Source organism: Streptosporangium roseum DSM 43021 (assembly GCF_000024865.1).
Classification (GTDB): Bacteria; Actinomycetota; Actinomycetes; order Streptosporangiales; family Streptosporangiaceae; genus Streptosporangium; species Streptosporangium roseum.
The window spans coordinates 5,882,904-5,909,248 of record NC_013595.1 but is presented as its reverse complement, the minus strand read 5'-3'; the positions used below and the strand labels follow the sequence as shown (position 1 = coordinate 5,909,248).

Genomic DNA, 26,345 nt, shown 5'->3' with positions numbered 1-26,345 from the left:
GCACGTGTGCGCTCCTCGGCGAGGGGTGATCGGGAAAGGCGGAAGGGGTCTCCCGTGGCTCGTGTCCGATCGCCCGGGTGGGAGGCGGCGGCGCAGTGCCCAAGGATGCGCCGGTCGCGGATCGTTATTTCATATTCTTCATGAATTTCGTGAACTTAATGTAGCGTGCGAAGCATGACAGATGCGATCCACGTGTCCGGCCTCGTCAAGACGTTCGGCCGGACGCGTGCGCTGGACGGCCTCGACCTGGATGTCCGCAGGGGCGAGGTCCACGGCTTCCTCGGCCCCAACGGCGCCGGCAAGTCCACGACCATCCGGATCCTGCTCGGCCTGATGCGCGCCGACGCGGGCAGAGCACGGCTGCTCGGCGGCGACCCCTGGGCCGACGCCACCGATCTGCACCGCCGGCTGGCGTACGTGCCCGGCGACGTCACCCTGTGGCCCAACCTCTCGGGCGGCGAGGTGATCGACCTGCTGGGACGGCTGCGCGGCGGAGTCGACGAGCAGCGCAAGGCGAGCATGGTCGACCGGTTCGAGCTGGACCTGCGCAAGAAAGGCCGGGCCTACTCCAAGGGCAACCGGCAGAAGGTGGCCCTGGTCGCCGCGCTGGCCTCCGACGTGGAACTGCTCATCCTCGACGAGCCGACCTCCGGCCTGGACCCGCTCATGGAAGCGGTCTTCAGGGACAGCGTGGCCGAGGAGAAGGCGCGTGGCCGTACCGTGCTGCTGTCCAGCCACATCCTGTCGGAGGTGGAGGCGCTCTGCGATCGGGTGAGCATCATCAGGGGCGGTCGCACGGTGGAGTCGGGAACGCTGGTGGAGCTGCGCCACCTGACCAGCACGTCCGTGGTCGCTGAGGTGGCGAGCCCGCCGTACGGCCTGGCGGAACTACCCGGAGTGAGTGATCTCCACATCGAGGGCATGCGGGTCAGCTGCCAGGTCGAGCCCCGTCATCTCGACGAGCTGTTCCAGCGGCTGACCGCGCTGGGGCTGCGCGGCGTCACCGCGGCGCCCCCGACGTTGGAGGACCTGTTCATGCGGCACTACACGCCGGCTCGGAGCGGCGGGCACGAGCCTCGGACGGAGGCCACTTCATGAGCGCCCTGACGGGAACCGGCGTACTCGCCCGGCTCGTCGTCCGCCGCGACCGCCTCATCCTCCCCCTGTGGGGCCTGCCCGCCGCGCTCTACCCGTCGAGCATCGCCGGCAGCACCGCCGGGCTCTACCCGACCGCCGAGGCCCTGCGCGGCGTGGGCGACGCGGCGATGGCCAACCCCTCGCAGGCGGCCATGCGCGGCCCGGTGTTCGAGGCGAGCGTGGGCGGGCTGACCGCACACACCGTGACCAGTTCGGGTGGCATGCTGCTCGGGCTGGTGAGCATGCTCCTGATGATCCGGCACAGCAGGGGCGAGGAGGAATCGGGCCGCCGCGAACTCGCCGCCGCGGGAGTGGTGGGCAGGCACGCGCCGTTGACCGCGGCGCTGGCCGTGGTGCTCGCCGCCAACCTGGTGATCGCCGTCCTCATGGCGGGCGCGCTCACCGGCGTGGGGCTGCCCGCCTCCGGCTCCTTCGCGCTGGCCCTGTCGCTGGCCGCCGCCGGATGGACCTTCGCCGCGGTCGGCGCCCTCGCCGCGCAGCTCACGGAGAGCGTGGCCGCGGCCAGGGGGATAGGCATCGGGGTGTTCGCCGTCTTCTTCCTGATCCGAGCGGTCGGCGACGCGGGCGGGGTGGCCTGGCTGTCGTGGGCGTCGCCGCTGGGCTGGACGCTGCGGGTACGGCCGTTCGCGGGCGAGCGCTGGTGGGTCTTCGCGCTCCTGCTGGCCCTGGTCGTCGCGCTGGCAGGCACGGCCTACCGGCTGTCGTCCCGCCGCGACCTGGCCGCCGGTGTGCTGCCTGCACGGCTCGGGCCCGTAGCGGCGGCGCCCGGGCTGCGCAGCGCGCCGGCCCTGGCCTGGCGGCTGCACCGCGGTCAGCTGGTGGCCTGGATCGCCGGGTTCGCGGCGGGCGGCCTCGCGCTCGGCGGTGCCGTCTCCGGCGGGATCGAAGGCCAGATCGACGCTCCGCAGATCATGGAGATGATCGCCAGGGTGGGGGGCGGGGACGCCGAGCCGGCCGACTTCTTCGTCAACTACCTGCTGTCCATGCTCGCCTGGATCATCGCCGCCTACGGCATCCTGTCCGCGCTCCGGCTGCGGACGGAGGAGACGGCGGGGCGCGCCGACCTGGTGCTGGTGACCCCGACGAGCCGCATCCGGTGGGCGCTCAGCCATCTGTTCATGGCGGTGGTCGCGCCCGCGGCGGCAATGGTGGCGCTGGGCGCGGCCACCGGACTCGCCTACAGCGCGCGCGGCGGCGACCCGGGCAAGTTCCCGCTGGTGCTGGGGGCCGCGCTGGCCTACCTGCCCGCCGTCTGGGTGATGACGGGGATCGCGGTCGTCCTGGCCGGGCTGCTGCCCCGGCTGTCCACGGCCGCGTGGGGGATCTGGGTGGCGTTCATCCTGCTCGACGTGCTCGGCACTCTGGGGCAGGTCGACGAGTCGGTGCTGAACATCATCCCGTTCGTGCACGTGCCGTGGATCATCCTCGGCCAGACGGCAGTGGCACCGCTGCTCCTAATGACCGTGGTCGCCGTCGCCCTGGGCGCCACCGGGCTGGCCGGTCTGCGCCGCCGCGACATCGCGTGACTCCAGCTCCCGCCACTTGTCCATCAGCTGGGGGACCTCTCGGCGCAGAAAGGCGAAGAAACGCCGGATCTCCTCCAGGCGGGCTCCCACAGGTGTGTCCTGATCGAACACCTCAAGCCCTTCCCGGGCGCCCTCCTCGAAACGGCGGAAGATCTCGTCGCTGGACATGGCCGCCGTGAACCACGCCACCTGATCGACGCGGTAACGGTCACGCCGTTCTCCCGGATCGCGCTCGCGGGCCACCATTCCCACATGCATCAGGTATTTCACCGCGCCGGAGATCGCCGGCGGTCCCACCTGGAGCCGCTCGGCGAGCTCGGCGGCGGTGAGCCTGCCATCGTCGGAGACGAGCAGCGCGGCAAAGACCCTGGCCGCCATCCGGGGATAGCCGGACTCGGACATGATCATGGCGAACCGCTCCAGGAAGCCCTGGGCGTCGGGTGTCATCCGGTTGAGTTTACACAGTTCACGAAATGCATGAAGGGACGCCTCGTGGAGCCGTCGAGGACCCGCTCGCCGACCTGACGGCATGGCCGCCGGCAGGACCCCCGGCGGCCTACCGCAGGGACATCCGGTGGAGGGCGTCGATGGCCAGGCGGTAGCCGTCCACGCCGAGGCCGACGATGGTGCCGCGCGCGATGGGGGAGATGTAGGAGTGGTGCCGGAAGGCCTCCCGGCGGTGCACGTTGGAGATGTGCACCTCGACGACCGGGAGCTCGGTGCCCTCGATGGCGTCGTGCAGGGCGATCGAGGTGTGGGTGTAGGCGCCGGGATTGAAGACTGCGCCGATGCTCTCACCGGCCTTGACGCGCGCTCCGGCCTCGTGGATCCAGTCGATCAGCCGGCCCTCGTGGTTGGACTGGTGGAAGACCAGGTCCAGGCCGAGCCGGGTGGCCTCCTCGCGGCACAGCTCCTCCAGGGTCGACAGTGTCGTGCTGCCGTACACCTCGGGCCTGCGGGTGCCGAGCAGGTTCAGGTTCGGGCCATTGAGTACGTAGACGCCGGTCACGGGGATCATTCTCGCTCATCCGGCCGCAAGCGCGTGGCCTCCGGCGACGGCCGCCGCATGCAGATCGCTCGGGCTGGTAACGTAGCTGGGCAGTAATGGCGGAACGGAGCATGACATGGCAGGCGAAGAAGACATCTCCGGGTGATCCCGGATCACATGGCCATCGGTGACGCGCCCATCGCGTGACCGCCGTTTGGCGATGTCTTCGTGTCCTGACCATTTCGCCGGACGGGCTTCGCCGTACCGGCCGAACGCGGAAGCGATTCGATGTCCGACGCCCTGATCGTGGTTTCGAACCTGTCATTCTCCTGGCCCGACGACACCCCGGTGTTCGAGGACCTCTCATTCACCGTCCCGTCGGGACACACCGGCCTGGTGGCGCCCAACGGTGCCGGCAAGAGCACGCTGCTCAAGCTGATCGCCGGCGCCCTTCGCCCGGCCGCCGGCTCGGTCACGGTGGCGGGGGTGCTGGGCTATCTGCCCCAGACGCTGCCCCTCGTCGGCGACCTGACCGTGGCCGAGGTCCTGGAGATCGCTCCGGTGATCAGGGCGCTGAACGCCATCGAGGCCGGAGACGCGAGCGAGGAGCACTTCACGACGATCGGCAACGACTGGGACATCGAGGAGCGCACCCGTGCCCAGCTGGACCGGCTCGGCCTCGGGGACGTCTCCCTCACCCGGCGCCTGCACACCCTCAGCGGCGGCCAGGTCGTCTCCCTCGGCCTGGCGGCACAGCTGCTGAAGCGGCCCGACGTCCTGCTGCTCGACGAACCGACCAACAACCTCGACCTCGACGCGCGCCACAAGCTCTACGGCGTGCTCGGGGACTGGAACGGCTGCCTGCTGCTGGTCAGCCACGACCGGGCACTGCTCGACCGCATGGACCGCATCGCCGAGCTCGACCGGGGCGAGCTCCGGTCCTACGGCGGGAACTACACCGAGTACGAGGAGGCCGTGCGCGCCGCGCGGGAGGTCGCCGAGAAGAACGTCCGCAACGCCGAGCAGGAGGTCAGGCGGGAGAAGCGGGAGATGCAGCAGGCCCGCGAGCGGGCCGCGCGCCGGGCCGGCAACGCCGCCCGCAACCTCAAGAGCGCCGGCCTGCCGAAGATCTTCGCCGGGACGATGAAGCGGCGTGCCCAGGAATCGGCGGGGAGGTCGAACGAGACGCACGCCATGCGGGTCAGCGAGGCCAGGGCCAGGCTCGACGAGGCGGGCCGGGCAGTGCGCGACGAGCAGAAGATATCGCTGGAGCTGCCCGGGACCGGCGTCCCGGCCGGACGCACGGTCTTCCTCGGCGAACGGATGCAGGTCCGCTACGGCGAGCGGGCCCTCTTCTCCGGGGAGGGGGCGGACCTGGCGATCCGGGGGCCCGAGCGGATCGCTCTGACCGGCCCCAACGGCGCCGGCAAGTCCACCCTGCTGCGCGTGATCAACGGTGAGCTGGAGCCGGAGGGCGGCGGGACCAGGCGGGCCGACGGCCGGGTCGCCTACCTGTCCCAACGGCTGGACCTGCTGGACCTCGACCGCACCGTGGCGGAGAACCTGGCCGCGTTCGCGCCGGGGATGCCGGAGGCGCAGCGGATGAACCTGCTCGCACGCTTCCTGTTCCGGGGCTCCCGCATCCACCTCCCGGTCGGGGTGCTGTCCGGCGGCGAGCGGCTGCGCGCCACCCTGGCCTGCGTCCTGTGCGCCGAACCGGCGCCCCAGCTGCTGCTGCTGGACGAACCGACCAACAACCTCGACCTGGTCAGCGTCGCCCAGCTGGAAGGCGCCCTGCAGTCATACGAGGGCGCCTTCGTGGTGGTCAGCCACGACGAGCGGTTCCTCGCCGAGATCGGAGTGGACCGCTGGCTGCGGCTGTCCGAGGGGCGTCTGCTCGAAACGGGCGCCCCCGGTGCGTGAGGCGACGGCGGACGCTCAGCGATCCTGAAGGGCAGGGCGCCGCGGCCCACCCCGGCCGGCAGGGCCGGTCGGCCGGGGCGGGGGCGGGGACGGTCTTGTCCGGTGACCGGGGGAGTAGACGACCTCATGATCCCGAAGACCGTGCCTGCCCCCCGGCCGGCCTCGCCGCCCGTCACCCGCGGAGCCTGGAAAGGGATCGGCGACCCGCTCAGCCGTGCAGGAATTCCACGAGAGCGGGCGCGAGCCTCTTGGGAGCCATGACCACGGCGCCGTGGTTGAGGTCGGGCAGTGTGCGGTGCTCGGCATCGGGCAGGACGTGGGCGAGTGCCCGTGCGGCGTCGTGGAATCCGGCCGGGCTCTTGCCGCCGGTCAGCACCAGCGTCGGCGCTTTCGCGGCCGACCACCGGCCGGCCTCCAGCGGCTTGCCCTGCTGGGTGTCGCCCATCACCGCCGCGTCGTAGGGCAGCGTGTGCGCCAGCGCCTTGAGGTTCGACCACACGCCCGGCATCAGCCGCATCATGGTGACCATGAACGCGGGCATGCCTTGCACCCTGGTCATGAAGTATCTGACCGCGTCGCCGCGCCGGCCGGCGGCCAGCAGCGCGTCAAGCCGCCGGGCGTAGTCCCCGGGCGGGCCGAAGCCGGCGGCGCCGATCACGAACGGCGGTTCGTAGAGCGCCAGTTTCTCGATGTCGAGTCCGGCCGCCGCGGCGCGCAACGCCAGCACCGCCCCCGAGGAGCTCCCGAACACCGACGCCGAGCCCCCGGCGTGGTCGATCAGCGCCGCGATGTCCTCGATCTCGCGTTCGGCCGCGTACTCGGTGGCGTCGTCGCTGGCGCCCCGGCCCCGCCGGTCGTAGTTGATCACGGTGAAGTGCTGGGCGAGCAGGCCGGCGAGCTTACGGGCGTCGGAGCGGTCAGCCAGTGCCGAGGACACGAGGATGACCGCGGGCCCGGAACCGAGCCGCTCGAACGCGATCTCGGTTCCGTCCCCGGAGATGACCGACGCGTTCACTGGGACCGTATTTTCGCTGCTCATGGACATGACTTCTGCTCCGCTTCAGGTTCTGTACCGTGTTCCTGGCCATATGACGGTCCCCGGGCGGAGAAGGAATCGGTCCGGTTCCGACTTATCGCGATCAGCGTGACCAGGCCCGGCCCCGGATTGCGCAGCACGCGCAGCGGAAGGCCTGCCAGGCACAGCACCGCGCCGTGGCCGAAACGCCGGCGGGCACCGCTGACCGTCTCGAGTTCGACCTCCGCGCCTTGCACCCGGACGATCGCGTCGTGCCACGCGGCCGCCTCGTAGTCGCGGACCTCACCGCAGGCCAGGACCACCTCGCTTCGCCGGAATCCCGCACTCACGGCAGGATCAGGGGCAGGCCGAACGCGGCGAAGCAGCGCGGTTCGAACGACGTGATCGAGGTGATCCGGCCGTCGTCGATCCGCAGCACGTCGAGCACCTGGGCGCGGAACCGGCCGTCCAGGTTCTTGGTCTCGTCCGCCGTGGGGTGTTCGACGTAGTGCGCCACCGCGGGCTGCAGGTTCGCGCCGGTGACGACGCCGCGCCAGCGCCCGTGGTACCACGGCGAGCCGGGTTTGAAGACCTGCCCGGAAAAGGTCAGCAGCGCCTGCCGCCCGATCAGCCACGCCGGGTGCGGCGGCATCGTCATCCGCACGTCGTCGGCGAGCATCCCGGCCAGGGCACCCAGATCGGCTCGCTGGTGCGCCTCGACGTAGCGCCGCACCAGCGCACGCTCGTCGGCGCTGGGCCGGGCCGTCGCCGTCCAGTCCTCGCGCCGCTGCGGCAGGTGCCGTTTCAGCGTCGCCCGGGCCCGTTGCAGCGCGCTCTTCACCGACGCCACGCTGGTTCCCAGCAGCGCGGCCGTCTCGGTGGCCGGCCAGCCCAGCACGTCTCTGGTGATCAGTACGGCCCGCTGCCGGGCGGGCAGGTGCTGGATCGCCACCAGGAAAGCGAGTTCGATCGTCTCGCGCGCGACCGCCGCCGACGCCGGCCCCTGGGCGCTGTCGGCGGCCGGCTCCAGCAGCCGATCCGGGACCGGCTGCAGCCAGGACACATCGGCGGGCGGCTGCGCCGGCGCGCCCGGATCGACCAGCGGCGGCACCCGATAGGGCTGCACACGCCGTTTGGTGCGGTCGATCAGGTCCAGGCACGCGTTCGTCGCGATCTTGTACAGCCAGGCCCGGAAGCTCGACCGGCCCTCGTAGGTGTCGCGGTGCCGCCAGGCGCGCAGGAACGTCTCCTGAACCATGTCCTCGGCGTCGTCGTAGGAGCCGAGCATCCGGTAGCAGTGCACCCGCAGCTCCCTGCGCAACGGCTCGGCGAGCGCACCGAACGCCTCCTCGTCACCGGCCGGCGCGGCGCCCGTCACCGCCGTGTCCTCCGCCGATCGGTCCCTGTCCTCGAGCACGACTACCTCCACCTGCCCAAAACGTATTGGCGACCATAAGACGGCCGCTACCACCGGAAGGAATCGGCCGGGCTTCGTCTCCGTCGTCGCGCTGTCGACGCCGGCGGTGCTCACCCCCTTCACTACCGGCCGGATGCCCGTGCGAAACAGGACGGGGGCGCTGACGTTCGGGCGGCGGCGTTCGGTGAGCGTCGGTGGAGGCGTCTAGGATCTGGCCCGGACCCCATCGCCAGGACGGCAGCCGGCCGATGGCCGCGCGGCCCGGGGCGCCGCCTCGCGTTCAAACCGGAGGAGGAGACCGACATATGAGTGACCGGATGTCTGCCGACCTGTTGGAGATAGCCGACGCGCTCATGCCGGGTGCCTCCCTCGACACGGCACGGCTCGCCCGAGGCGGGATCCACGACGTCGTCCTGCTGCCCGGGGTCGCGGCTGTGCGGATCAGCCGACGCCCCACGGGAGCCGAGGCCCTGCCACGCCGTACCGAACTCCTGCGGGTGATCGCGGCTTCCGGGCTGCCGTTCGAGGTGCCCGAGCCGCTGACACCGGTGACGAGGTTCGGGGATCGCGCGGCCGTCGCCGTGTCGTGGATCGACGGCGCCGCACTGCCCGAGGGCGAGGGCGATCCGGCCGGGATCGGCGAGCTGCTCGGGGCTCTGCGGGAGTTCCCTGTCACTCCGGACCTGCGAGCCGTGCTGGCCGCGCCGCGCGAGCACGAGGGCGGCGACAGCTGGGCCGGCATCCTGGCCGAAGAGGTCATCCCGCGCTTCCCCGAGAAGTGGCGTGACGAAGGCCGGCGGCGCCTGGAGGAGGCGCTGGCCCTGGAAGCAGTCCCTGACTCGCTCGTCCACGGAGATCTCGTCGGCGACAACGTCCACTGGAGTGAGGACGGCAAGCTGGTCGGCGTCCTCGACTGGGACCGGGCCCACCTGTTCGACCCGGCGATCGACGCCGCCTTCATGGGGTGGCACGGCTGGGACAACCTCCGCCGGGCCGTCGGCGGCGAGACCTACCGGCGCGCCCGTGTTTGGGACAGGACGTTCGGCGTCAACCAGCTCGTCGCGGTCCTCGAGCTCGGCGGCAAGCCCCTCGCGCATGTCGAAAGCTACGCGGAGCACATCGTCGCGTGGCTGGAGCAGACCGCCGACGGGGGAGTGCCTGAGAACTGATCCGGAAACCGGCCGGTCACCGGCCGGGCGGCAGCGGGCTCCGGATCAGTTCGAGGGGTGGGCTGTGGCCGGTCATGACAACGGCACCCTTCGCAGGCCGAGCCGGGCACCGGCGGAGCGTTTCTGTGCGATGCCCGGCCGTCCGGTCCGCGTCAGCCGTGCGAGTCGGCCCGTGAACCCGAGAAGGTGAAGCAGGACGGGCCGTTCGGGCCGCCGATGCGGACGGAGTTGAAGAAGTCGCGGTAGGTGGTGAAGAAGTTGCCCTTGCCGCCGGGGGTGGTCAGGGCCGAGCAGCCGCCGTAGCCGGCTTCGGAGTAAAGGTGGATGTAGGAATCCGTGCGATTCCAGTCCGACTTGGCCCTGCCGGCCATGTTGAGGGTGGCGAGATCCGGCGTATCGCTCTGGATCTCGATCATGTCGCCCGTGCCGTCCAGGCCGGAGAACAGGCAGTAGTGGTCGTCATGGCATCGGTTGTAGCCGTCGGCCGCCTGGGCGGGAACGCTCGTCAGGGTGGCCAGTGCGACGGCCGCGATCGGTAGTGCCAGCATCTGAAGCTTCTTGCCCAATGTTCCTCCATTGGTGAAACTTTTTTTCGATGACCGGACAAACATACCTGCTTCGATCTTGCTGAGGAAGGGACGGCCGCCGCTGATTTCCGCGCGTCGGGATGTACCGGCACCAGCCCGCCGGTGACACCCTGAACGCGAAAGGCCGGACGCCCGCGCCGGAAAGGCGCGGGCGTCCGGCTTCGGGACCAGGTCAGAGCTGTCGGGCGAGGCCCTTCTCGACCGCCTCGATGATCTGCGGCCGCAGCTCGGCGCAGCTGATGATCGCGTCTACCGAGCCGACGTCGACCGCCCGCTGGATGCTGTGCACGCGGTCGAACTCGGTGGCCACCTCGGTGAGCTTCTCGGCCCGTACGGATGCCCGCAGCTCGGCCAGCTCGGCGGCCAACGCGGCCCGCGTGGCAGCCGGCGCCTCCGCGACACGGGCGGCGAGCGCGAGCACGCGGGGGTCGTTGCCGGTCCGCTTGTCGACGTCGCGCGCGAAGACCACCGCGGCGGCCGGAGCGCCGCCGAGCACCGAGGCGAACGAGCCCTCGACCGCGAGCACGGTCATGTCCGGGTTGAGCGCCTTGGAGAACACCACGAACGCGCCGCCGTGGTACCGCGAGATCACGCAGAACACGATGGGGCCCTTGAAGTTCACCACCGCGCGGCCGATCTCCGCGCCGTACTCCAGCTGCAGCTTGCGCATCGACTCGGGCGACCCGTCGAACCCCGACAGGTTGGCCAGCACGACCAGAGGACGGTTCCCGCTGGCGGCGTTGATGGCCCGAGCGGCCTTCTTGGACGACCGCGGGAACAAGGTGCCCGCGGTGTAGGTGTCCGGGCCGTCGGTGGGAGGGAATCCGCGACGCGGCACGGACCGGGACTCGATGCCCAGCAGGCACACCGGTCGACCGCCGAGGTGGACGTCCTGGACCACGGCGGTGTCCGCGTCGGCCATGCCCGCCCACCGCTCCAGCACCGGGTGGTCCTGATCGGACAGCGCACGCATGACTGTGCGGATGTCGAACGGCTTCTTGCGGTCCGGGTTGGACTCGCCGGAGAAGATCTGGCCCACCGTCGTGAAGTCGCTGTCCGGTACGGCGTGCGGGAACACCGACACGTCGCGGTCCACCGGGTCGCCGGTGACCGTCTTGCGCGGCCGGCTCTCTCCCGGCGCGACGTAGGTGTGGTCGTAGTGCGACATCAGGACTTCCCGCGCACCGCGGATGTCCGGCGCCCAGTACTGCGCCTGGCCGTTCGGGCCCATGATCCGGTCGTACCCGCCGATGCCATGGTTGTCCTCGGCCGACACGCCGCCGGAGAAGTCGAGCGACTGCTTGCCCGTCAGCACCATCGCGGAGTCCGGCGTCATCACCAGGATGCCCTTGGTGTGCATGAGCATCGTGGCCTCGGCGTTCCAGTACGGCTGGGCGCCGACGTTGATGCCCGCGACCACGATGTTGATCTCGCCGCCGTCCTGGGTGAAGTTCACGATCCGCTTCAGCGCGGCCGCCACCCAGTCCATGTTCTCGGTGCCGGACGACATCGAGATCCGGGCGCCCGCGGAGAGCGCGAACCACTCCAGCGGCACCCGCATCCGCTCGGCCAGGTCGAGCGCGGCGATCACCCGCGCGCACTCGGGCTCGGACAGCGCGCCGAGCGCCTTCGTCGGGTCGCCCAGCAGCACGACGCGGGTCACGCCCTCCGGATGACGCGGGCTGGGCGTGCTGACGACACCCGCGACGAGCGCGGCGGTGTTGCGTCCCTTGGGCCGGTCCACCGGCACCAGCTGCGAGTGCTCGTCCAGGTCGTACTCGGTGAACGAGCCGGACGGCCCGGCGAGCATGCCGGTCAGCTCGTACGGATAGTGCGTGCCGCGGCTGTGCGCGCGCAGCACCTCCTGGCGGTAGTCGTCCAGCGGCTCGATGGGCTCGGTCGGCGGCGGCACGACGGACAGCCGCACGCCGGAGCCCACGTCGTAGCCGATCCGGACGGCGATGTCGACGAGCTCGCCGGTGGCGCTGTCGCGGCGCCTGCCGAGGAACAGCACCTCCTCCAGGCCCGCACCCGCCGTCGTCGGCAACACGCGCTTCGCCACGGTGTTCAGGTCGTCCGGCGAGAGGTCGGTCGGTGGCCACACGTAGATGACGATCCGGTTCGTGGCGGACGTCTTCGCGCCGGGCTTCTTGGCCCGGCGGATGGCGTCGAGGCACGTGGCAATGATGTCCTCGGCCGCGGGCAGCGCGACGAGCCTGCCCTCGTCGTCGCGCAACGGGGTCAGGTCGCGGACCTGGCCCAGGGCGACGAGGCGCTCGTCGGACGGGTTCTTCCGTGCCGCGGCCCGGAAGAGGTAGACCTCCTCGTCGGGCGAGGGCAGCCGGGTGAGGTCGAAGTCGCGCAACCGCTCCAGCTGCATGCGCTCGGCGATGCGCGGGTGCAGACCGCGCAGCAGCCGTTCCTCCACGAAGCCGTCCGCGGACGGCCGGAAGGTGAAGTGGTGGTGCATCATGGCGCCGCTGTTGCCCGCGACGGTCGTGGTGACGCGGCCGACCCGGTCCGACGGCTGCTGCGCGACCAGGATCTCGCGCAGGCGCGCGGCCATCTCGTCGGGATCGTTCGGACCGTCGGACCAGTTCAGATAGACGTCCGCCACCAGTTCGCCGTCGCCGGCGAACTCGTCGACCGCCTTGACCGCCCCGGCCAGCGACGGGAAGTCGACCGCGGTGGTCACGACGCGACCGTTGCCGGTCGCGGTGCGGTGGTCGGCGACGACGAACGTGCAGCCCGCCACCTCGCTCACCCGGATGTCGCTGAGCGCGCGGTTGCCGTAGTATCGGCGGCTCAGCACCTCCAGCAGGGGCACGGGGTCGGCGCCTTCGCGGCCGATCCGCTGGCCGATCAGCCGGACGAGCGGCTCGGCGCTGGCGACCATCGCGGAGATCCGCTCGGCGCGGTCGGGCGCGTCCGGATGCTGGTCGAGGTGGCGCAGGTGCTTGCGCACGGCCGTGTAGACCTTGGCGCGGGTACGGCGCAGCAGCGGCTGGGCGAACCAGGTGAACACGACGCCGCGCGCCAGGTCCGCGACGGCCGGGAACCGGACCTGGGTGGCGGCGACCAGGTGCTCCAGCGCCAGGCCGACGGTGACGCGGTCCGCCTCGGCGGGCGGGGCCTCGGTCACCCACTGGCGCAGCAGGGTCGTCACCACGGCGACGTCGGCGGACGCGCGCTGCTGGGCCAGGAAGATCCGGAAGACCGCGTTCTCCAGCTCAGGCGTGCGGTCCAGGCCTTCGACGCCGTAGCGGGACAGCACGTGCGTGAGCCGCTGCCGGAAGCTCTCCGACAGCCCGGAGCGGTCCGGGTCGAGGTACTGCAGGTAGGTGTGGAAGTACTCGCGGGGGCTGTGCACCGAGGAGGCGGACTTCGACTCCTCGCCGGCGGGCCGGTTGCGGCTCAGCTCGCTCAGGTCGGCGAACAGGCTCAGCAGCTCGACCTCCCCGGCAGGCTCGTGTCCGCCCTCCGCGACGAGCTCGGCGCGCGCGGCCAGGTAGTTGGCGAGCAGGCGCTTCTCGTCCCGGGAGTCGATGTCGAAGCCCAGCAGGAGGCTGCGCAGGTCCTGCAGACCACGCGCGGCCCGGTCGGCCGCGGGCACGTCCGCCGGCTCGGACGGCAGGTCCAGCTCGACTTCCCGCGCCGCGGTCGCGGGACCGGCCGCCTCGTCGCCGTCGCCCAGCGGCTCCAGGCGGAGCAGGCGGGCGCCCGCCTCCACCTGGCTGCCGACCGACACCGCGAGCTCCCGCACGCGGCTGCGGAACGGCGCGCGCAGCACGGTCTCCATCTTCATGCTCTCGACCACGAGCAGCGGCGCGCCGGCCTCGACCTCGTCGCCCGCCTGCAGCGGCGTGGCCACCACGAGCGCGGGCACGGGCGAGCGCACGATGCCGCCCTCGTCGCGGCTGATCCGGTGCGTGATGCCGTCGACCTCGACCAGGTGGATCGGGCCGTGAGTGCTCGTGACGACCTTGAAGCGGACGCCGTTCACGGTGATCTGGCCGCTGTGCTCGTCGAAACGCTCGATGTCGACGTCGGCCGCGTGCTCGGGACCACCCGCCGACAGGCCGATGCGGAACCGGTGGCCGCCGGTGCGGGCGACCTGGACGCGGTAGCCGACGTCGCGGAGCTTGAGCTCCAGCGCGCGGCCGCTCTCGTGCTGCGACTGCGGGCGGCCGCCGTGCGCGGTGGACAGGAAGCGCTGCCGCGTCACGGCCTCCTCGTCCTCGTAAGCCTCGATGGCGGCGGCGATCAGCGCGATCGCGGAGTGCTGGTGCGACACGAGGGCGCCCTGGGCGCGCACGCGGTCGATCCAGCCGGTGTCGGCGGATCCGTCGATCACCGCGGGCTCGTCGAGCAGCATGCGGACGAAACCCTTGTTCGTCACGCCGCCCTCGATGATGACGGTCGTCTGCGTCATCGCGCGGCGCAGGCGGGCCAGCGCCTCCGTGCGGTCACGGCCGTGCGCGATGATCTTGGCGATCATCGAGTCGAAGTCGGCGGGGATCGTGTCGCCCTCGCTGAACCCGGTGTCCACCCGGATGCCGGGGCCGCTGGGCAGCGCCAGCCGCGCGATCCGGCCGGGTGAGGGTGCGAAGTCGCGGTCGGGGTCCTCGGCGTTGAGGCGCGCCTCGACGGCGTGACCCCATTCCTCGGGCGCGTCGCCCTCGAGCTTGCCGCCCGCCGCGACGTGCAGCTGGGCCTTGACCAGGTCGACGCCGGTGGTGATCTCGGTGATCGGGTGCTCGACCTGCAGGCGCGTGTTGACCTCGAGGAACGCGAACAGCCGCTCACCGGGGTGGTAGAGGAACTCGATGGTGCCCGCGCCCTGGTAGTCCACCGCGAGCACGAGCCGCTCGGCCGACGCCTTCAGCTCGGCGACCTGCTTGGCGTTGAGGACCGGGGAGGCGGACTCCTCGATGATCTTCTGGTTACGCCGCTGCACGGAGCAGTCGCGCACGCCCAGCGCCCACGCGGTGCCCTGCCCGTCCGCGATGACCTGGACCTCGACGTGCCGGGCGCCCGTCACCAGGCGCTCCAGGAACACGACGCCACTGCCGAACGCGCGCTCGGCCTCCCGGCGCGTCAGCTCGTAGGCCTGGGTCAGCTCGTCGGCGTTGGAGACCATCCGGATACCACGACCGCCGCCGCCGGCGGTCGCCTTCAGCATCAAGGGGTAGCCGATCCGGTCCGCCGCCGCCTTCGCGTCCTCCAGTGTCTCCACCGGGCCGCGGCTCCACGGCGCTACGGGCACCCCGACCTTTTCGGCGATCAGCTTCGAGCCGATCTTGTCGCCCAGCTTGCGCATCGCCTCGGCGCTCGGGCCGACGAACGTCACGCCGATCTCGGCGCACAGGTCGGCGAACGCCGGGTCCTCCGCGACGAAGCCCCAACCGACCCAGGCCGCGTCCGCGCCGGTCTCGACCAGGGCTTTCCTGAGGACCGCGTGGTCCAGATAGGGCCGGTTCGCGGCCGGCCCCAAGTCGTAGGCAATGTCCGCCTCGCGGACGAACGTGGCCGTCCGGTCGGAATCCGTGTACAGGGCTACGGTCTCGATCCGTGTCCCCGTCTCCGCGGACAGGTCCCGAACGGCGTGGATGAGCCGCATGGCGGCTTCACCCCGGTTGACGATGGCGACACGACTGAACACTGAGCGGGCCTTTCGAAGACGGTGAACACGGCGGCCATCCCCGCCCCAACCGGGGTACATACTCTCGGCTGCTCCCGGGTACCGGAATGGCGGGGACTAAGCGTGTTTCGCGGCCGGAGTTGTGGGGATCGCACAAACGCGTCCGTTGGGATGGTGTGACGCGCGGCTGGTGTGATCTTGGTTACACAGCGCTCGCGGACTCGGGGATCCGTTCGGACCGGCCGCGGCTGAGGGGAGCGTTTGTCAGGAAGCGACAAAGGTGGCAGGCGGGCCCCCTCGGGTACCGGACATGCTCCGATGGTGCCCGGCGGGACTTCGGAGGATCCAGCCCGCATGAGCCCGGAACCCGGGTTGAGGGCCCGCGCGGGGGCCTTGCCCGAAGGGCTCCGCGAGGACCGTGACGACATGTGTGCGCGGACAACGGACCTTCCCCGGCTGCGGACATGGACTCTGACACGTTGGCGGACAGCGCTTCTCCCCGGTCCGGCTCACGTCGGCTGGGGGCGATGGGATGTCGGCTTGGCGGGCCGGGGCGTCTGTTCGATCAGAGTCTCGGTGGCTCGGTCGAGGAGGTCGCAGAACTGCCCGTGCTCGGCCGGGGTGAACCTGTCGAGGAAGGCTTTCTCGAGCACGTTGACTTCCTGGTAGGCCCCGTCGAGGTGGCGCCGGCCGGTGCCGGTGAGGGTGGCGATCATGACCTTGGCGTGCACGGGTGACGAGCGCCGGTCGATGAGGCCCTTGGCCTGCATGCCGGTGAGGACCGTGGCCATGCTCTGCTGGGTGACGCCGCAGGCACGGGCCAGTTGGGCGCCGGACATGCCGTCGTCGCGGGAGAGGGCGAGCAGCACCGTGTACTGGGTCATGGTCAGCCCGTAGGCGCGCAGGACGGCTTCGTGGTGGGCCGTCAGGGCCTGTTCGGCGCGGCGGATCCTGGTGCACAGGTATTCCTCGGCGGGCACGCCGGCCGTATTTGTCACAGCTTCCTCATTTGACCCAGCTTCCTGAGACTTGCTCTCGTCCGAGAGTCAGGATACTGAGTCGACCAAGAAAGTTGTGAATTACGGAGGCCGCGGTGCCCGCCGTCGGGATGCAGCGCGCCGGGCGAAGACGGCTCGCCCCCCGGACGGCGGGGCGTGAGGGCCTCCGGCGGATCGAGTCCCGGTCGACTCGCACCACACCGTGAGGCCCCCGCCCATCGAGAGATCATTCGGCCGTGCCGCCGTCACCGGCGCCCATGGCCGGTACGGATGGGCCGCGGCATGAGCGCCTAGCGGCGCAGCAGGGTGGTGGCGAGGACGACCTGGGCCGGTTCCAGCGAGGTCTTGCCGTCCTCGATGTCCCACAACGCGTTCTGCAGGACGCGACCGAGCGTCCAGCCGGTCGCCCGCTGTCGGTCCAGGCCGAGCGCCTCGGTGAGGAGGTCGAAGCGGCGGAGGACCGTGCGGGTCACGTCACCGGTCGCCACCACCGCCTCCTCCCATCGGCTGTCCAGCGCCGGCCACAGGTCGAATCCGGGGTCGCCGGCCAGCGGTTCGGGGTCGATGGCCAGCCAGGGTTCCCGTTGCCCGGCGAGGATGTTGTCGTAGTGCAGGTCCCAGTGCAGCAGCCGGTCGCCGGGTTCGCCGATCAGCTCGGCCACGGCGGCCGCGCAGATGTGCACCAGCCGTTGTTCGGCCGGGTCGCGCAGCGCCGGTACGGCGCGCGGCACCTCGTCGAGCATGGCCGCGGCGATGTCGGCCAGGTGCCGCAGACCCGGTGGCGCGGGCACCGCGACCAGGCGCGCCATCAGCTCGGCGAGGATCTGCATGGCGGCGTCGTCGTCGGCCACCGACGACAGCGGCCGGGCCGCGTCCAGCCGTTCCAGCAGCATGGTGCCGGTGTCCGGGTCGTGGTCGAGCAGGCGCACCACGCCGTCGCCGTTCCACACCCGCAGGCCGAGCGCGGCACCGATGCTGTCCTCGGTGACCTGCTGGAGCTTCAGCACCGCGGGCGTACCGTCCGCGCGGGTCACCGGCAGCACGAGTGAGGCCATGCCGTGTCCTGCGAGGCCCTCCGGCCGCAGTGTCCAGCGGTCCAGGAAGTTCGCGGCCAGCCCTGGCAGCGCGGCGATCCAGGCGCGGCCGGACGCGCTGTCCCGGCCGTACGACGCGGCGAACGCGTCGGGGATGTCGATGGGGAGCGACATGCTCATGTCGGGTGTCTCCTTCGTGGGTTCCGGGGTTGTTCGGGTACGAAGGAGATCGCGGGGGTGCCCGGCTTCCGGGCAGGCGTCAAAGCATGTCCCCGATCCTACCCGAAGACGATCACGTCTGTTCCGGGACATGGCACCCGTCACCTGCCGGGTTCGCGGAGATGACTGTTTCCGCGGACCACGCACCGGCGCCGCCGGAGACGGGGACCCGCACACCCGTGGCGCGCCCTGTGCTCGCCGGGCCCCGGCGGACACGCCGATCTCGGTGTGAAACGGCGCGCAACCGCCGGACCGGTGTGCGCTCCCCGGGATCTCGGCAATCCCAAAATCCAGAGAGACTCTCTAGAGAGCCTCTCTGGATCTCGCTAGAATCCCGGCCATGGACAACGCGGGGACACCGGCCTCCACCTCCGCCCGGACGGCCGTGGTGACAGGCGGCAACCGCGGCATCGGATACGCCGTCGCCGCGCGGTTGCTCCAGGACGGGTGCGAGGTGGTGCTGGTCGCGCGTGACAGGGAGCGGGGGGAGACCGCGCGGGCGTCGCTCGCCGGGTCCGGCGGGGCCCGTGTGCGCCTCGTCGTCGGTGATCTCTCCAGCGTCCGGAAGGTGCGCGCGACCGCCGGGGCGCTTGGCGAGGCCTGCCCGCGCATCGATGTGCTGGTCCACAACGCCGGTCTGTGGCCGAGCCGGCGGGCGCTGGGAGAGGACGGGCTGGAGCAGGCCTTCGTCACCAACCATCTCGCGCCGTTCCTGCTCAACCACGAGCTGGAGCCGCTGCTGGCCGCCTCCGGGGCACGGGTCGTGCAGGTCGGTGCCGGGCTGTACGTCAAAGGGCGGGCCGATCCGGAGCGCACCCCCACCGGCCTGGACTTCCACCCGATGCGGACCTACGCCGACACCAAGCTGTGCAACCTGCTGCTGGTGCCACGGTTCGCCGAACGCTGGAAGGACGCCGGAGTGACGATCAACGCCGTTCACCCCGGGGTGATCCGCACCGGGCTGGGGGACCGCGGCGGACCTCTGGGCTACCTGCTCAAGGCGGCGAAACTGCTGTGGAAGAGCCCGGACGTGGGTGCCCGGCCTGTCGTCAAGCTCGCGCTGGCCGAGGAAACGGCCGGGCGGACCGGCCGCTACTTCCACATCGACGTCGAGCAGCCGCTGGCCCCGGTCGCCGCCGACACCGCGCTCGCGGAGCGGCTCTGGACACAGGCGCTGGAGCTCACCGGCCTCCAGCGGACCCCGCCACCGGCCCGGCGCGATGTCACCTAAGCAGCAGCGAGGCGAGGCGACCGCCGACAGGATCCTGGAGGCGGCGCTCGATCTCTACGCGGCCCGGGGGGCCGGTGCGCTGACCATGACCGCGTTGATCGCCGAGACCGGCGTCAGCAGCGGCAGCCTCTACCACCACTTCGGCAGTGTCGACGGACTCTCCGCGGCCCTCTACAGCCGCTGCATGTCCGAACTGCTCGACACGCTCATCGCCGCGCTCAAGCTCTCCAGGACGGCCCGCACCGGCGTACGGGCCCTCGTGGAAGCGTATTTGCGGTTCGCCCGGGACAACAGGCCGGCGGCGCACTTCATCCATGCCTCGTCCTATGCCGCTTTCCTGCCGGCCCACGCGGAGCGTATCGCGGCGGCGAAGGCGTCCAGGATGCGCCAGATCGCCGACTGGCTCCGCCCCCACGTGGAGGCCGGGCATGTCATCGCCCTGCCCGACCCGCTCACCGAGATGCTGGTGATCGGCCCCGTGGCGGAGACCTCCCGCCGCTGGCTCGCCGGAGCGCCCGACGTCGACTTGACGATCGCGGCGCGCCTGCTCCCCGAACGCATCTGGCAGTCGGTCCGCGGCGAATGTCCGCCGCGGGACGGGACCGGACGGTGAACGGCCGGGGTCCTTCCCCGGCGGACGGCCGGCGTGCTCGGGGCTCCCGGCTTTCCGGTGTCCCGGGACCTCGGAAAGCCCCGAACCCGCTGAAGGCCTCAGGCTGAATGTCCGGTCCGCTCCGCAACGGTCCCGGCCGATGTGCGGATCATCGTCCTCGGCAGGTGCGGAGCATGTTGAGCAAGGCCACCTTCTCCCGCCGGGTCACGGAGAGCCGGTAGTGAGACTTCACGGTGATCCATGAGGTCGCGTAGCGGCACCAGTAGCTACGGCGCGGCGGACGCCAGCTCTGCGGCCCCTGGCCGCCCTTGGCGATGTTGACGGAGTGGCTGACCGCTATCAGCTCGGGGCGGGTGAGGTCGTTGGCGAAGGCGCGCCGCCGAGCCTGGCTCCATTTGCCGGCGCCGGAGCGCCAGGCGTACGCCAGCGGCACGACATGATCGACGTCGACCTGCTTCTCGCTTTTCAGCCACTTGCCGTCGTACGGGCTGTACCAGACGCCCTTGACCGGGTGGCAGGCCGCATTCCTGCGCACGCGTCGCCCGTCGCGGGCCAGGACCACCTCCCGCGCGTCGCACCTGCCCTTGTGGTGCGCCCATCGGGGCTGGAACCGCCGGTGGCTGTAACCGCGGATCGACAGTGGCCTGGCGACTTTCAGCTGGGCCAGCCTGTGGCGGGCCAGCGTCCCGGCGTCGGCCTGTGACCGCTTGCGCGGGTCGGCTGCCGCCTGTGGGGTAGCGGTGACAGCGGTGATCGGGATGACCAAAAGAGTGAGTACGGCGACTCGGACCGTCCGCCTCAAGAAGATCATGATTCCACCTATACCAGTCACCCGCCGTCGGCGGCAGTGGTATGGGGCCCCGGCAATATCGGCTGGATGGCGCCCGATGGAGAGCGGGGCGGTGATCGCCCCTTGCCTTCGCGCGCGCTTCACCGAGCCGAGCGCACGCCCGTGAAGACCGTGGTGGCGGAGAGGAGGAAGGCGTCGGGCCGTCGCAGGATGCCTTCCGGTGCCCCGGGATCGAGCAGCACGTCGAGTGTCCTGCGGTCCTCCGCGTCCATGACCTCGTTCACCGTCTCCCGCAGCCGGGTCAGATGGGCGTGCAGGAAGGCGCGGGCCGTCTCGTCCAGCGGCGCCGGCAGGTCGAGGAGGAAAGTGAAGCTGCCGACGCCGGTGAGCCCGGCGCGGCTGAGCATCGCGGGCCAGTCCTCGACCACGCTGGTGCTGCCGGGCAGTTCGGCTCGCATGATCTCGAACCAGTGCTCCTGGACGGCGTCGAGCCGGGCCTGGAGGCCCGGCCTGCCGATGCCGATGTCGCGTGGGAGGAAACGCGTCGGCAGGCCGCCCTCCGCCACGGCGAGCAGCCCGCCGGGCCTCAGCACACCGGCGAGCGCGTCCAGTGCCCGCTGCTGGTCGCCGAGGTGGTGCACGGCCTTGCTGCTCCAGATCAGATCCGCCGCGCCGAGGCCGCCTTCCCCGTGCTCGTCACCGCCGTCCAGGCCCTCGGGCAGCTTCGCGTGCCGGACGGCCACCCTGCCGTCGAGGCCGAGCCGCTCGGCGCGGGCCAGGGTTCGCTCCAGCAGCCCGGGCGTGCCGTCCACGGCGACCGCCTCGGCGCCCGCGAAGGTCTCGGCGAACACGCAGGTCATCACCCCCGGCCCGCTGCCGATGTCGAGGATGCGCCGGACCTCCTTCTCCGGATCGAGCAGTTCCCTCAGGCGGGCCGCCGTCCGGCGGAGGAGCGGGAGCTGCAGTTCGCCGCTGTTCTCCAGCTGGGCGGCCATGACCTCCCAGTCGATGTCGGTGTGTTCATGTCCGTGGCCGTGGCCGTGTCCGGAGGCGTGGTGTGAGCTCATGCCGATGAGCGTGCACCCACCGGGTGGTGCCGGCAACTTTTGTTGCCGATTCCGCAAAAACGGGGTGGAATGCCCGCATGGGCAGCACGCCGCGCTACCGGGCGGCCCCGCAGCACTTGTCGGTGTCAACAGGGATATTCACCAAGAACGTACAGCGTGGATGCTCCGCTCTTCAGGGCGGGGAGGAAACGCGGAACGGCGAAGCATTGAATGACACGCTCAGTGCATGCCGGTGACGGAGATGCTGAAGCTCGCCCCGAGCGCCGAGCAGGGCGAGGCGCTGCCGGCGACGATGCGGGCATGCGACGTCGCCGCCAATCACACCGCCGAGGTGGCGTTCGAGCACCGCACCGCCAACAAGATCGCCTTGCAGAAGCTGGTGTACGCCGATCTGCGAGCCGAGTTCGGCTTGTCGGCACAGATGGCCATCCGGTCGATCGCCAAGGCATGTGAGGCGTACAAGCGGGACAAGAAGATCAAGCCGGTGTTTCGCGAATCGGGTGCGGTCGCCTATGACCAGCGAATCCTGTCCTGGAAGGGGCGCGACCGGGTCGGAATCAAGGCTGAAGCCCATGCTCAGCGCCCGGCGGGGATGATGGCGGAGATCTGCGTGGCGAGCGCGGCCAGGTGCGCCTGCGAGGAGTCGGCGGCGGCATCGGGGACGGCGACGATGACGTGGTCGATGCCCAGGGCGGCCAGGTCGCCGCAGTGCTGGACGCTCTCCTCGACACTCTGACCGTCGGGGATGCGCATGTGGAGAGTCTTCTCGATCTCCTGGTAGGGCCGTCCGAGTCGTTCGCAGTGGGCGCGCAGCACGCCGAGCTTGTGCCGCACGTCGGCGCCGTGCAGGAAGTTGCAAGCGTCGGCGTACTCGGCGACGAGACGGAGGGTCTTGTTCTCCCCGCTGCCGCCGATGAGGATCGGCGGGCGCGCCTGCGGCGCGTTGAGCGTACGTTCCAGCCTGTAGTGCCTGCCCTCGTATGGTTTGTCCTCGTCGCTCCACATCTGCTTGGCGATCTGGAGCGTCTCCTCCAGCCGTTCGAACCGCTCGGCCAGGGAAGGGAAGCGGAGGCCGAGACCGCGGGCCTCCGGCTCGTACCAGCCGGCGCCGATGCCGAGGACGGCGCGGCCGCCGGAGAGCGAGTCCAGGGTGCTGACCTGCTTCACCAGCAGGCCGGGCTCACGGTGGACGGCGCCGGTGACGAGGGCGCCCAGCGTGACCCGGCTGGTGAGGGCGGCCGCATAGGACAGCGCGCCGTACGCCTCCAGCATCGGATCCTCCACCGGGCCGAAGTTGGGGATCTGGAAGAAGTGGTCCATCACCCACAGGCTGTGCAGCCCGGCTTCGTCGGCGCCGCGGGCGACGGCCGCGAACCGCCCGGCGATGGCGCTGTCGCCGCCGGGCCAGGTGAAGCGCGGGCAGGTCAGGCCGAGTTTCATCGAATCTCCTTGATCGGGTGGGTATGCCCGCCGCAGGATGACGCGTCACTGCGGCTGCGGGCATGAAAAAACCCTCTCGCCCGGGTTGCTGCACCCGAGGCCGAGAGGGCTCCGTAGGAGCAATTATCTCACGGGCCGCGCGGGCACCCGCCACACCTCCTGGCGGGTGCCCGCGCGGTACCCGAAGATCGCTGAGCTACGGGGTGATCGGCCGGTGCGGGCGGGGGCGTGGGTGGGTACGCGCCTTCCGCGCGGGGGCTGCAGCCCGGAAGCGTGGAAGATTTCTTGAGTTCACGCGAAATGGTGGGGCCTCTTTCGCCATGTAGGGGATGTCCGCGTTTCGTACTGACGAAGGAGACCGGCCCATGGGAATCGCCCGTGGATGACGACGGGGTGGCCAGGTTCGAGGCCGTCTACAGGGAGACGTACGACCAGATCGCGGCCTACGCCGCACGCCGCTGTGACTCTCCGCAGGATGCGGCCGATGTCGTGGCGGAGACCTTCACCATTGCCTGGCGCCGGGTGGCTGATCTGCCGCCGGGGCAGGAGGCCAGGCTCTGGCTGTACGGCGTGGCGCGCAAGGTGCTGGCCGACCACCGCCGGAGCACAGCCCGGCAGCGGCTGCGCAGTGTGGAGCTTGACGCCGAGATAGCCGATCTCTACGGGGATTCCCCCGGCAGCAGCGTGGAGCTGAGCGTGATCGGCGCGGTGTTTCGCAGCCTGTCCGACGACGACCGTGAGCTTCTCTCGCTGGTCGCCTGGGAAGGGCTGGGGCGCGAGGAGATCGCCACGACGCTGGGACTGTCCCGCAACGCCGTACGCATCAGGTTGTATCGCGCCCGCAGGCGCTTTTCGCGCGCACTCGACGAAGCCAGTGTCCGGTTCACATCAGAAAGCCGGATGATTCCGGCGGGGAGGTCGCTGTGAGGAACGTCGATGAGATCAACGAACTTCTGAGGCCACTGGCCCGAGTCGAGCCCGGACAGCCGAACAGCCACGCATCCGGTACGGGGGCGCGCGCGTTGCTGGCCTCGATCGCGGCCCAAGAGCCCGGCAGCGCCGCCAGGACGCTGGGACGTACCCACCGGTCCGCTTCGCGCAGCCCTCGCCGCCTCGCGTTGGGCCTGACCACTGTGGCCGTGCTCGCGACAGGCGTCGTCGTGGGTCCGAGCCTGCTGGAGGACGGACGTGGCGTGGCGGTCTCCTACGCCAACTCCGCGGTGGAGATCCACCGGGAAGGCGACCAGTACGTCGCCCGCATCAAGGACCCGTTCGCTGACCACGACAAGTACACCCAGGCGTTCCACGCGGTCGGCCTGAACGTCGATCTACGCCCGGTGCCCGTCTCGCCAGGCGGCGTGGGAAAGATCCTCGGCATGATCATCGCGGCCAAGGGTTCCTCTCGCCCCGCCCCGGAAGCCAAGCCGGACCCCTCCGGCCCTCGGATCAACGGTGTCCCCCTCTCGATGGAGGCGACACCCAAAGGATGCCAGCCAGGACAGGACAGACACTGCGTCATGGTGATGCGGATCCCCGCCGGTTTCACCGGCCATGTAGACGTCAAGCTGGGACGCCAGGCGAAGCCGGAAGAGGAATACGCGAACTTCGACTCGGCCATGGCGCCGGGCGAGATGTTCGACGGGGTCCGGCTGAGAGACGGCCGCCCCGTGGACGACATCCTGGCTGAGGCGCGCAAGCGTGACCTGATCGCGGTGTTCAGCCTCATTCGGACGGATGAGAAAACGGGCGGCCTGTCCTTCGAGCCGCTGCCTGCGGACCGGGTCGGACCCGGCTGGACCGTCTGGAACGCGTGGCAGGTGAGGGCCGGCGTGATCCGGCTGCTCGTCACGCCCGAGCGGTTGCCCGAGAACCCGTTCTACAACGGAAGCGCGCCACCGCCCGCCTCCTGATCACGCGCACGATCCGGCTCCCGCCCCCCGCGGTGGGCGGGAGCCGGCCGGTTCGGAACGTCGTCACAGGGGGAGGCGGCCGGAGGCTTCGAGGATCTCCGGTCACTGTGAGGTGCGGGTCAGGCCACGGAGTGGTTTATCGTGCCGGTGTAGATGCCGGCCACCGTCTCGGCCGGGACGTCGATCACGATGGTGGGGTTCCAGGTGGCGGAGTTGTCGCCGGACCCGCTCGTCTTGCTGAACGCGGTGTACGGCTCGTCCAGCACCTCCGCGGAGGCGGCATTGGGCTGGCCGGGGACGTAGGTACCGTTGCCGGTGGTGGCCGTCGCCGGGCCCGACCAGTAGGAGATCGCCGTGGTCGGGACGGTCTCGGCACCCGTTCCACCGCCCGTGGTGAAAGCCGTGCCCGATACGGTCGCCGTCCAGGTGGCGGTGAGCGCGGCCCGTTCGTCGGACACCGTGACCGCGCCGAGCTGCCCGCTGATCTGCGTGCCCGGCGTGCCGCTGCCGATATCGACCGGACCGTCAGGTGTGGTGATCTCCAGCCCGTTGTCGGCGGTCACGGTGAAGATCACCGTCGTGGCACACGTGGTCGACGGATCGCACGTATCGGCTGCGGAAGGCACGGCGAGCACCGTGGACACCATCGCAGCGGCGGCGCCCATCCCCAGGGCTCCGAAACGGCTCTTCAACACGGCGATCTCCCTCAACGCGCCTCGGCCCGGCCGCGGGCCAGGCATGTGCTCACATCGTGCTCAGCGGGCAGCGTCCGGAAACGGGGTGAACGTGTATCTGGCAGCTCCTTTGCCATGATCTGGTGTCGTTTGACAGCCGTTCGAGCGGGCGCGGTATCGGCTGGTGAACGCTCCCGTGCCCAGGAAGGCGGTTCCGCCTGGAGATCCACGCCGGTCCTGACCGCCGCGACGGGACCGCTGCCCTGTCCGGCCCTGCCGGCAGCCATGGCGGATCCGGCCGGGATCGCCATGGCAGATCTTCCGTGCGAGCCGGTGCCGGCGACTCCTGGACCGGCGGTCGGCGGCCTCAGGCCGCGTATCCCAGCGCCAGGGCGGCGACCACCGGCGCCAGGTACGGCCGAGAACCCCACCCATGCGGCGGCCAGGACGGTGACGACGTAGGCGGTGGACATCAGGGAGGCTCCTCATCGGGATGCCGGTGCGGGCTCGCCGCCCGGCTGTCTTGGGTCTTCACCGTCTCGACCCGGCGCGGCGCGTGAGTGTGACAGGACGGCGGAAGATTCTTCGGCGGGCCGGCTCCCCGCGCTGTGCCCGGAGGTCCTCACAGAGGCTCTGACCTGTGTTTCCGGTGAAAACCTCGCCGATACAACCGCGCCCTCTTCTTCCGGGGACCCCGCCGGGCACCGGGTCCGTCCGGAGCGCAGGAGCGGTGGGGTGAAGGCGCGCAGGCACACCGTCATTCGGTCGGCCGGCGGAATGGGGGAGATCCCGGCCGGTCCGGAGAGTTCGGACGGGGCGTGTTCGGCCGCCAGGTCGACGATCTTGCGGCGGGCGGTGGCCGTCCCTGGGCGAAGAAGGCCGTCAGCAGATAGGCCGGACATGAGTGTTGACGTGTCACGCTCAAATGATTACGGTCTGGACCAA

Annotated in this window: 22 protein-coding genes; 8 read left to right on the top strand and 14 right to left on the bottom strand. The window is 70.8% G+C overall.

Annotated features, from left to right (window positions below; genetic code table 11):
• The first annotated feature begins 174 nt into the window (after positions 1-174).
• Positions 175-1,098 (top strand): ABC transporter ATP-binding protein, encoded by a 924-nt coding sequence (locus tag SROS_RS25965; protein ID WP_012891889.1) that lies wholly within the window; start codon positions 175-177, stop codon positions 1,096-1,098.
• Positions 1,095-2,684, top strand: coding sequence for an ABC transporter permease (locus SROS_RS25960; protein WP_012891888.1), 1,590 nt, complete (start codon positions 1,095-1,097; stop codon positions 2,682-2,684). Before SROS_RS25965 ends, SROS_RS25960 begins: the two co-directional genes overlap by 4 nt.
• On the opposite strand, the gene SROS_RS25955 is transcribed toward SROS_RS25960, so the two are convergent.
• Both SROS_RS25955 and aroQ read right to left on the bottom strand, forming a co-directional pair.
• On the bottom strand, positions 2,613-3,131 hold the full coding sequence (locus tag SROS_RS25955; protein ID WP_012891887.1) for a GbsR/MarR family transcriptional regulator: 519 nt from the start codon (positions 3,129-3,131) through the stop codon (positions 2,613-2,615). The genes SROS_RS25960 and SROS_RS25955 overlap by 72 nt on opposite strands.
• Positions 3,132-3,240: 109 nt before the next feature.
• Complete coding sequence (aroQ, locus tag SROS_RS25950; RefSeq protein ID WP_012891886.1) at positions 3,241-3,702, bottom strand: type II 3-dehydroquinate dehydratase; 462 nt, start codon at positions 3,700-3,702, stop codon at positions 3,241-3,243.
• Between the two features lie 258 nt (positions 3,703-3,960).
• Between aroQ and abc-f the strand changes: the two genes are divergently transcribed.
• Positions 3,961-5,595, top strand: a complete 1,635-nt coding sequence (gene abc-f / locus SROS_RS25945) for a ribosomal protection-like ABC-F family protein (RefSeq protein ID WP_012891885.1) — start codon at positions 3,961-3,963, stop codon at positions 5,593-5,595.
• Positions 5,596-5,803: 208 nt separating this feature from the next.
• Here the strand turns inward: abc-f and SROS_RS25940 are convergent, their stop codons facing one another.
• From SROS_RS25940 to SROS_RS25930, 3 genes are read right to left on the bottom strand one after another with little or no spacing between them, the layout of a single operon-like run.
• Positions 5,804-6,640 (bottom strand): alpha/beta fold hydrolase, encoded by an 837-nt coding sequence (locus tag SROS_RS25940; protein WP_012891884.1) that lies wholly within the window; start codon positions 6,638-6,640, stop codon positions 5,804-5,806.
• Positions 6,631-6,960 carry a hypothetical protein gene (locus SROS_RS51720; protein ID WP_012891883.1) on the bottom strand — a complete coding sequence of 110 codons (330 nt, stop codon included), beginning with the start codon at positions 6,958-6,960 and terminating at the stop codon, positions 6,631-6,633. Before SROS_RS51720 ends, SROS_RS25940 begins: the two co-directional genes overlap by 10 nt.
• The gene (locus SROS_RS25930; RefSeq protein ID WP_012891882.1) at positions 6,957-8,027 is read right to left on the bottom strand and encodes a sigma-70 family RNA polymerase sigma factor; all 1,071 of its coding nucleotides are present in this window, start codon (positions 8,025-8,027) and stop codon (positions 6,957-6,959) included. Before SROS_RS25930 ends, SROS_RS51720 begins: the two co-directional genes overlap by 4 nt.
• A 305-nt stretch (positions 8,028-8,332) precedes the next feature.
• On the opposite strand from SROS_RS25930, the gene SROS_RS25925 reads away from it, so the two are divergent.
• Positions 8,333-9,196: a phosphotransferase gene (locus SROS_RS25925; protein ID WP_012891881.1), complete on the top strand. Its 864-nt coding sequence runs from the start codon at positions 8,333-8,335 to the stop codon at positions 9,194-9,196.
• Positions 9,197-9,348: 152 nt separating this feature from the next.
• Here the strand turns inward: SROS_RS25925 and SROS_RS25920 are convergent, their stop codons facing one another.
• The 4 genes from SROS_RS25920 to SROS_RS25905 all read right to left on the bottom strand — a co-directional run bounded on the left by SROS_RS25920 (position 9,349) and on the right by SROS_RS25905 (position 17,636).
• The gene (locus SROS_RS25920) at positions 9,349-9,744 is read right to left on the bottom strand and encodes a peptidase inhibitor family I36 protein (RefSeq protein WP_086012427.1); all 396 of its coding nucleotides are present in this window, start codon (positions 9,742-9,744) and stop codon (positions 9,349-9,351) included.
• Between the two features lie 211 nt (positions 9,745-9,955).
• A complete protein-coding gene (locus SROS_RS25915) occupies positions 9,956-15,445 on the bottom strand; it encodes an ATP-binding protein (RefSeq protein WP_012891879.1) in 5,490 nt (1,829 codons plus the stop codon).
• Positions 15,446-15,933: 488 nt separating this feature from the next.
• On the bottom strand, positions 15,934-16,422 hold the full coding sequence (locus SROS_RS25910; RefSeq protein WP_012891878.1) for a MarR family winged helix-turn-helix transcriptional regulator: 489 nt from the start codon (positions 16,420-16,422) through the stop codon (positions 15,934-15,936).
• A 290-nt stretch (positions 16,423-16,712) separates the two neighbouring features.
• On the bottom strand, positions 16,713-17,636 hold the full coding sequence (locus tag SROS_RS25905) for an aminoglycoside phosphotransferase family protein (RefSeq protein WP_012891877.1): 924 nt from the start codon (positions 17,634-17,636) through the stop codon (positions 16,713-16,715).
• A 379-nt stretch (positions 17,637-18,015) separates the two neighbouring features.
• On the opposite strand from SROS_RS25905, the gene SROS_RS25900 reads away from it, so the two are divergent.
• Both SROS_RS25900 and SROS_RS25895 read left to right on the top strand, forming a co-directional pair.
• Positions 18,016-18,906, top strand: coding sequence for an SDR family NAD(P)-dependent oxidoreductase (locus SROS_RS25900; RefSeq protein ID WP_012891876.1), 891 nt, complete (start codon positions 18,016-18,018; stop codon positions 18,904-18,906).
• The gene (locus SROS_RS25895) at positions 18,896-19,519 is read left to right on the top strand and encodes a TetR/AcrR family transcriptional regulator (RefSeq protein ID WP_012891875.1); all 624 of its coding nucleotides are present in this window, start codon (positions 18,896-18,898) and stop codon (positions 19,517-19,519) included. Before SROS_RS25900 ends, SROS_RS25895 begins: the two co-directional genes overlap by 11 nt.
• A gap of 148 nt (positions 19,520-19,667) precedes the next feature.
• Here SROS_RS25895 and SROS_RS25890 read toward each other — a convergent pair whose 3' ends face one another.
• From SROS_RS25890 to SROS_RS25880, 4 genes are all read right to left on the bottom strand, one after another.
• A complete protein-coding gene (locus SROS_RS25890; protein WP_012891874.1) occupies positions 19,668-20,330 on the bottom strand; it encodes an HNH endonuclease family protein in 663 nt (220 codons plus the stop codon).
• Positions 20,331-20,449: 119 nt separating this feature from the next.
• Positions 20,450-21,376 carry a class I SAM-dependent methyltransferase gene (locus tag SROS_RS25885; RefSeq protein ID WP_012891873.1) on the bottom strand — a complete coding sequence of 309 codons (927 nt, stop codon included), beginning with the start codon at positions 21,374-21,376 and terminating at the stop codon, positions 20,450-20,452.
• A gap of 172 nt (positions 21,377-21,548) precedes the next feature.
• A complete protein-coding gene (locus tag SROS_RS51190; protein ID WP_169369384.1) occupies positions 21,549-21,950 on the bottom strand; it encodes a hypothetical protein in 402 nt (133 codons plus the stop codon).
• 2 nt (positions 21,951-21,952) lie between these two features.
• Positions 21,953-22,816 (bottom strand): LLM class F420-dependent oxidoreductase, encoded by an 864-nt coding sequence (locus SROS_RS25880; protein ID WP_012891872.1) that lies wholly within the window; start codon positions 22,814-22,816, stop codon positions 21,953-21,955.
• A gap of 378 nt (positions 22,817-23,194) precedes the next feature.
• On the opposite strand from SROS_RS25880, the gene SROS_RS25875 reads away from it, so the two are divergent.
• Together SROS_RS25875 and SROS_RS25870 are read left to right on the top strand one after the other, a co-directional pair.
• The gene (locus tag SROS_RS25875) at positions 23,195-23,743 is read left to right on the top strand and encodes an RNA polymerase sigma factor (protein ID WP_012891871.1); all 549 of its coding nucleotides are present in this window, start codon (positions 23,195-23,197) and stop codon (positions 23,741-23,743) included.
• Positions 23,740-24,726, top strand: a complete 987-nt coding sequence (locus tag SROS_RS25870; RefSeq protein WP_012891870.1) for a hypothetical protein — start codon at positions 23,740-23,742, stop codon at positions 24,724-24,726. Before SROS_RS25875 ends, SROS_RS25870 begins: the two co-directional genes overlap by 4 nt.
• Positions 24,727-24,845: 119 nt before the next feature.
• On the opposite strand, the gene SROS_RS25865 is transcribed toward SROS_RS25870, so the two are convergent.
• A complete protein-coding gene (locus SROS_RS25865; protein WP_245564266.1) occupies positions 24,846-25,421 on the bottom strand; it encodes a hypothetical protein in 576 nt (191 codons plus the stop codon).
• Positions 25,422-26,345: the final 924 nt, after the last annotated feature.

What these genes read in the sequence shown, in the direction of transcription:
- aroQ (WP_012891886.1), bottom strand. Translation starts at nt 3,702, where the DNA reads ATGATCCCCGTGACCGGCGTCTACGTACTCAATGGCCCGAACCTGAAC.
- SROS_RS25925 (WP_012891881.1), top strand. Translation starts at nt 8,333, where the DNA reads ATGAGTGACCGGATGTCTGCCGACCTGTTGGAGATAGCCGACGCGCTC.
- SROS_RS25965 (WP_012891889.1), top strand. Translation starts at nt 175, where the DNA reads ATGACAGATGCGATCCACGTGTCCGGCCTCGTCAAGACGTTCGGCCGG.
- SROS_RS25955 (WP_012891887.1), bottom strand. Translation starts at nt 3,131, where the DNA reads ATGACACCCGACGCCCAGGGCTTCCTGGAGCGGTTCGCCATGATCATG.
- SROS_RS25895 (WP_012891875.1), top strand. Translation starts at nt 18,896, where the DNA reads ATGTCACCTAAGCAGCAGCGAGGCGAGGCGACCGCCGACAGGATCCTG.
- SROS_RS25905 (WP_012891877.1), bottom strand. Translation starts at nt 17,636, where the DNA reads ATGAGCATGTCGCTCCCCATCGACATCCCCGACGCGTTCGCCGCGTCG.
- SROS_RS25890 (WP_012891874.1), bottom strand. Translation starts at nt 20,330, where the DNA reads ATGATCTTCTTGAGGCGGACGGTCCGAGTCGCCGTACTCACTCTTTTG.
- SROS_RS25880 (WP_012891872.1), bottom strand. Translation starts at nt 22,816, where the DNA reads ATGAAACTCGGCCTGACCTGCCCGCGCTTCACCTGGCCCGGCGGCGAC.
- SROS_RS25920 (WP_086012427.1), bottom strand. Translation starts at nt 9,744, where the DNA reads ATGCTGGCACTACCGATCGCGGCCGTCGCACTGGCCACCCTGACGAGC.
- SROS_RS51190 (WP_169369384.1), bottom strand. Translation starts at nt 21,950, where the DNA reads ATGGGCTTCAGCCTTGATTCCGACCCGGTCGCGCCCCTTCCAGGACAG.
- SROS_RS25900 (WP_012891876.1), top strand. Translation starts at nt 18,016, where the DNA reads ATGGACAACGCGGGGACACCGGCCTCCACCTCCGCCCGGACGGCCGTG.
- SROS_RS25940 (WP_012891884.1), bottom strand. Translation starts at nt 6,640, where the DNA reads ATGTCCATGAGCAGCGAAAATACGGTCCCAGTGAACGCGTCGGTCATC.
- SROS_RS25960 (WP_012891888.1), top strand. Translation starts at nt 1,095, where the DNA reads ATGAGCGCCCTGACGGGAACCGGCGTACTCGCCCGGCTCGTCGTCCGC.
- abc-f (WP_012891885.1), top strand. Translation starts at nt 3,961, where the DNA reads ATGTCCGACGCCCTGATCGTGGTTTCGAACCTGTCATTCTCCTGGCCC.
- SROS_RS25885 (WP_012891873.1), bottom strand. Translation starts at nt 21,376, where the DNA reads ATGAGCTCACACCACGCCTCCGGACACGGCCACGGCCACGGACATGAA.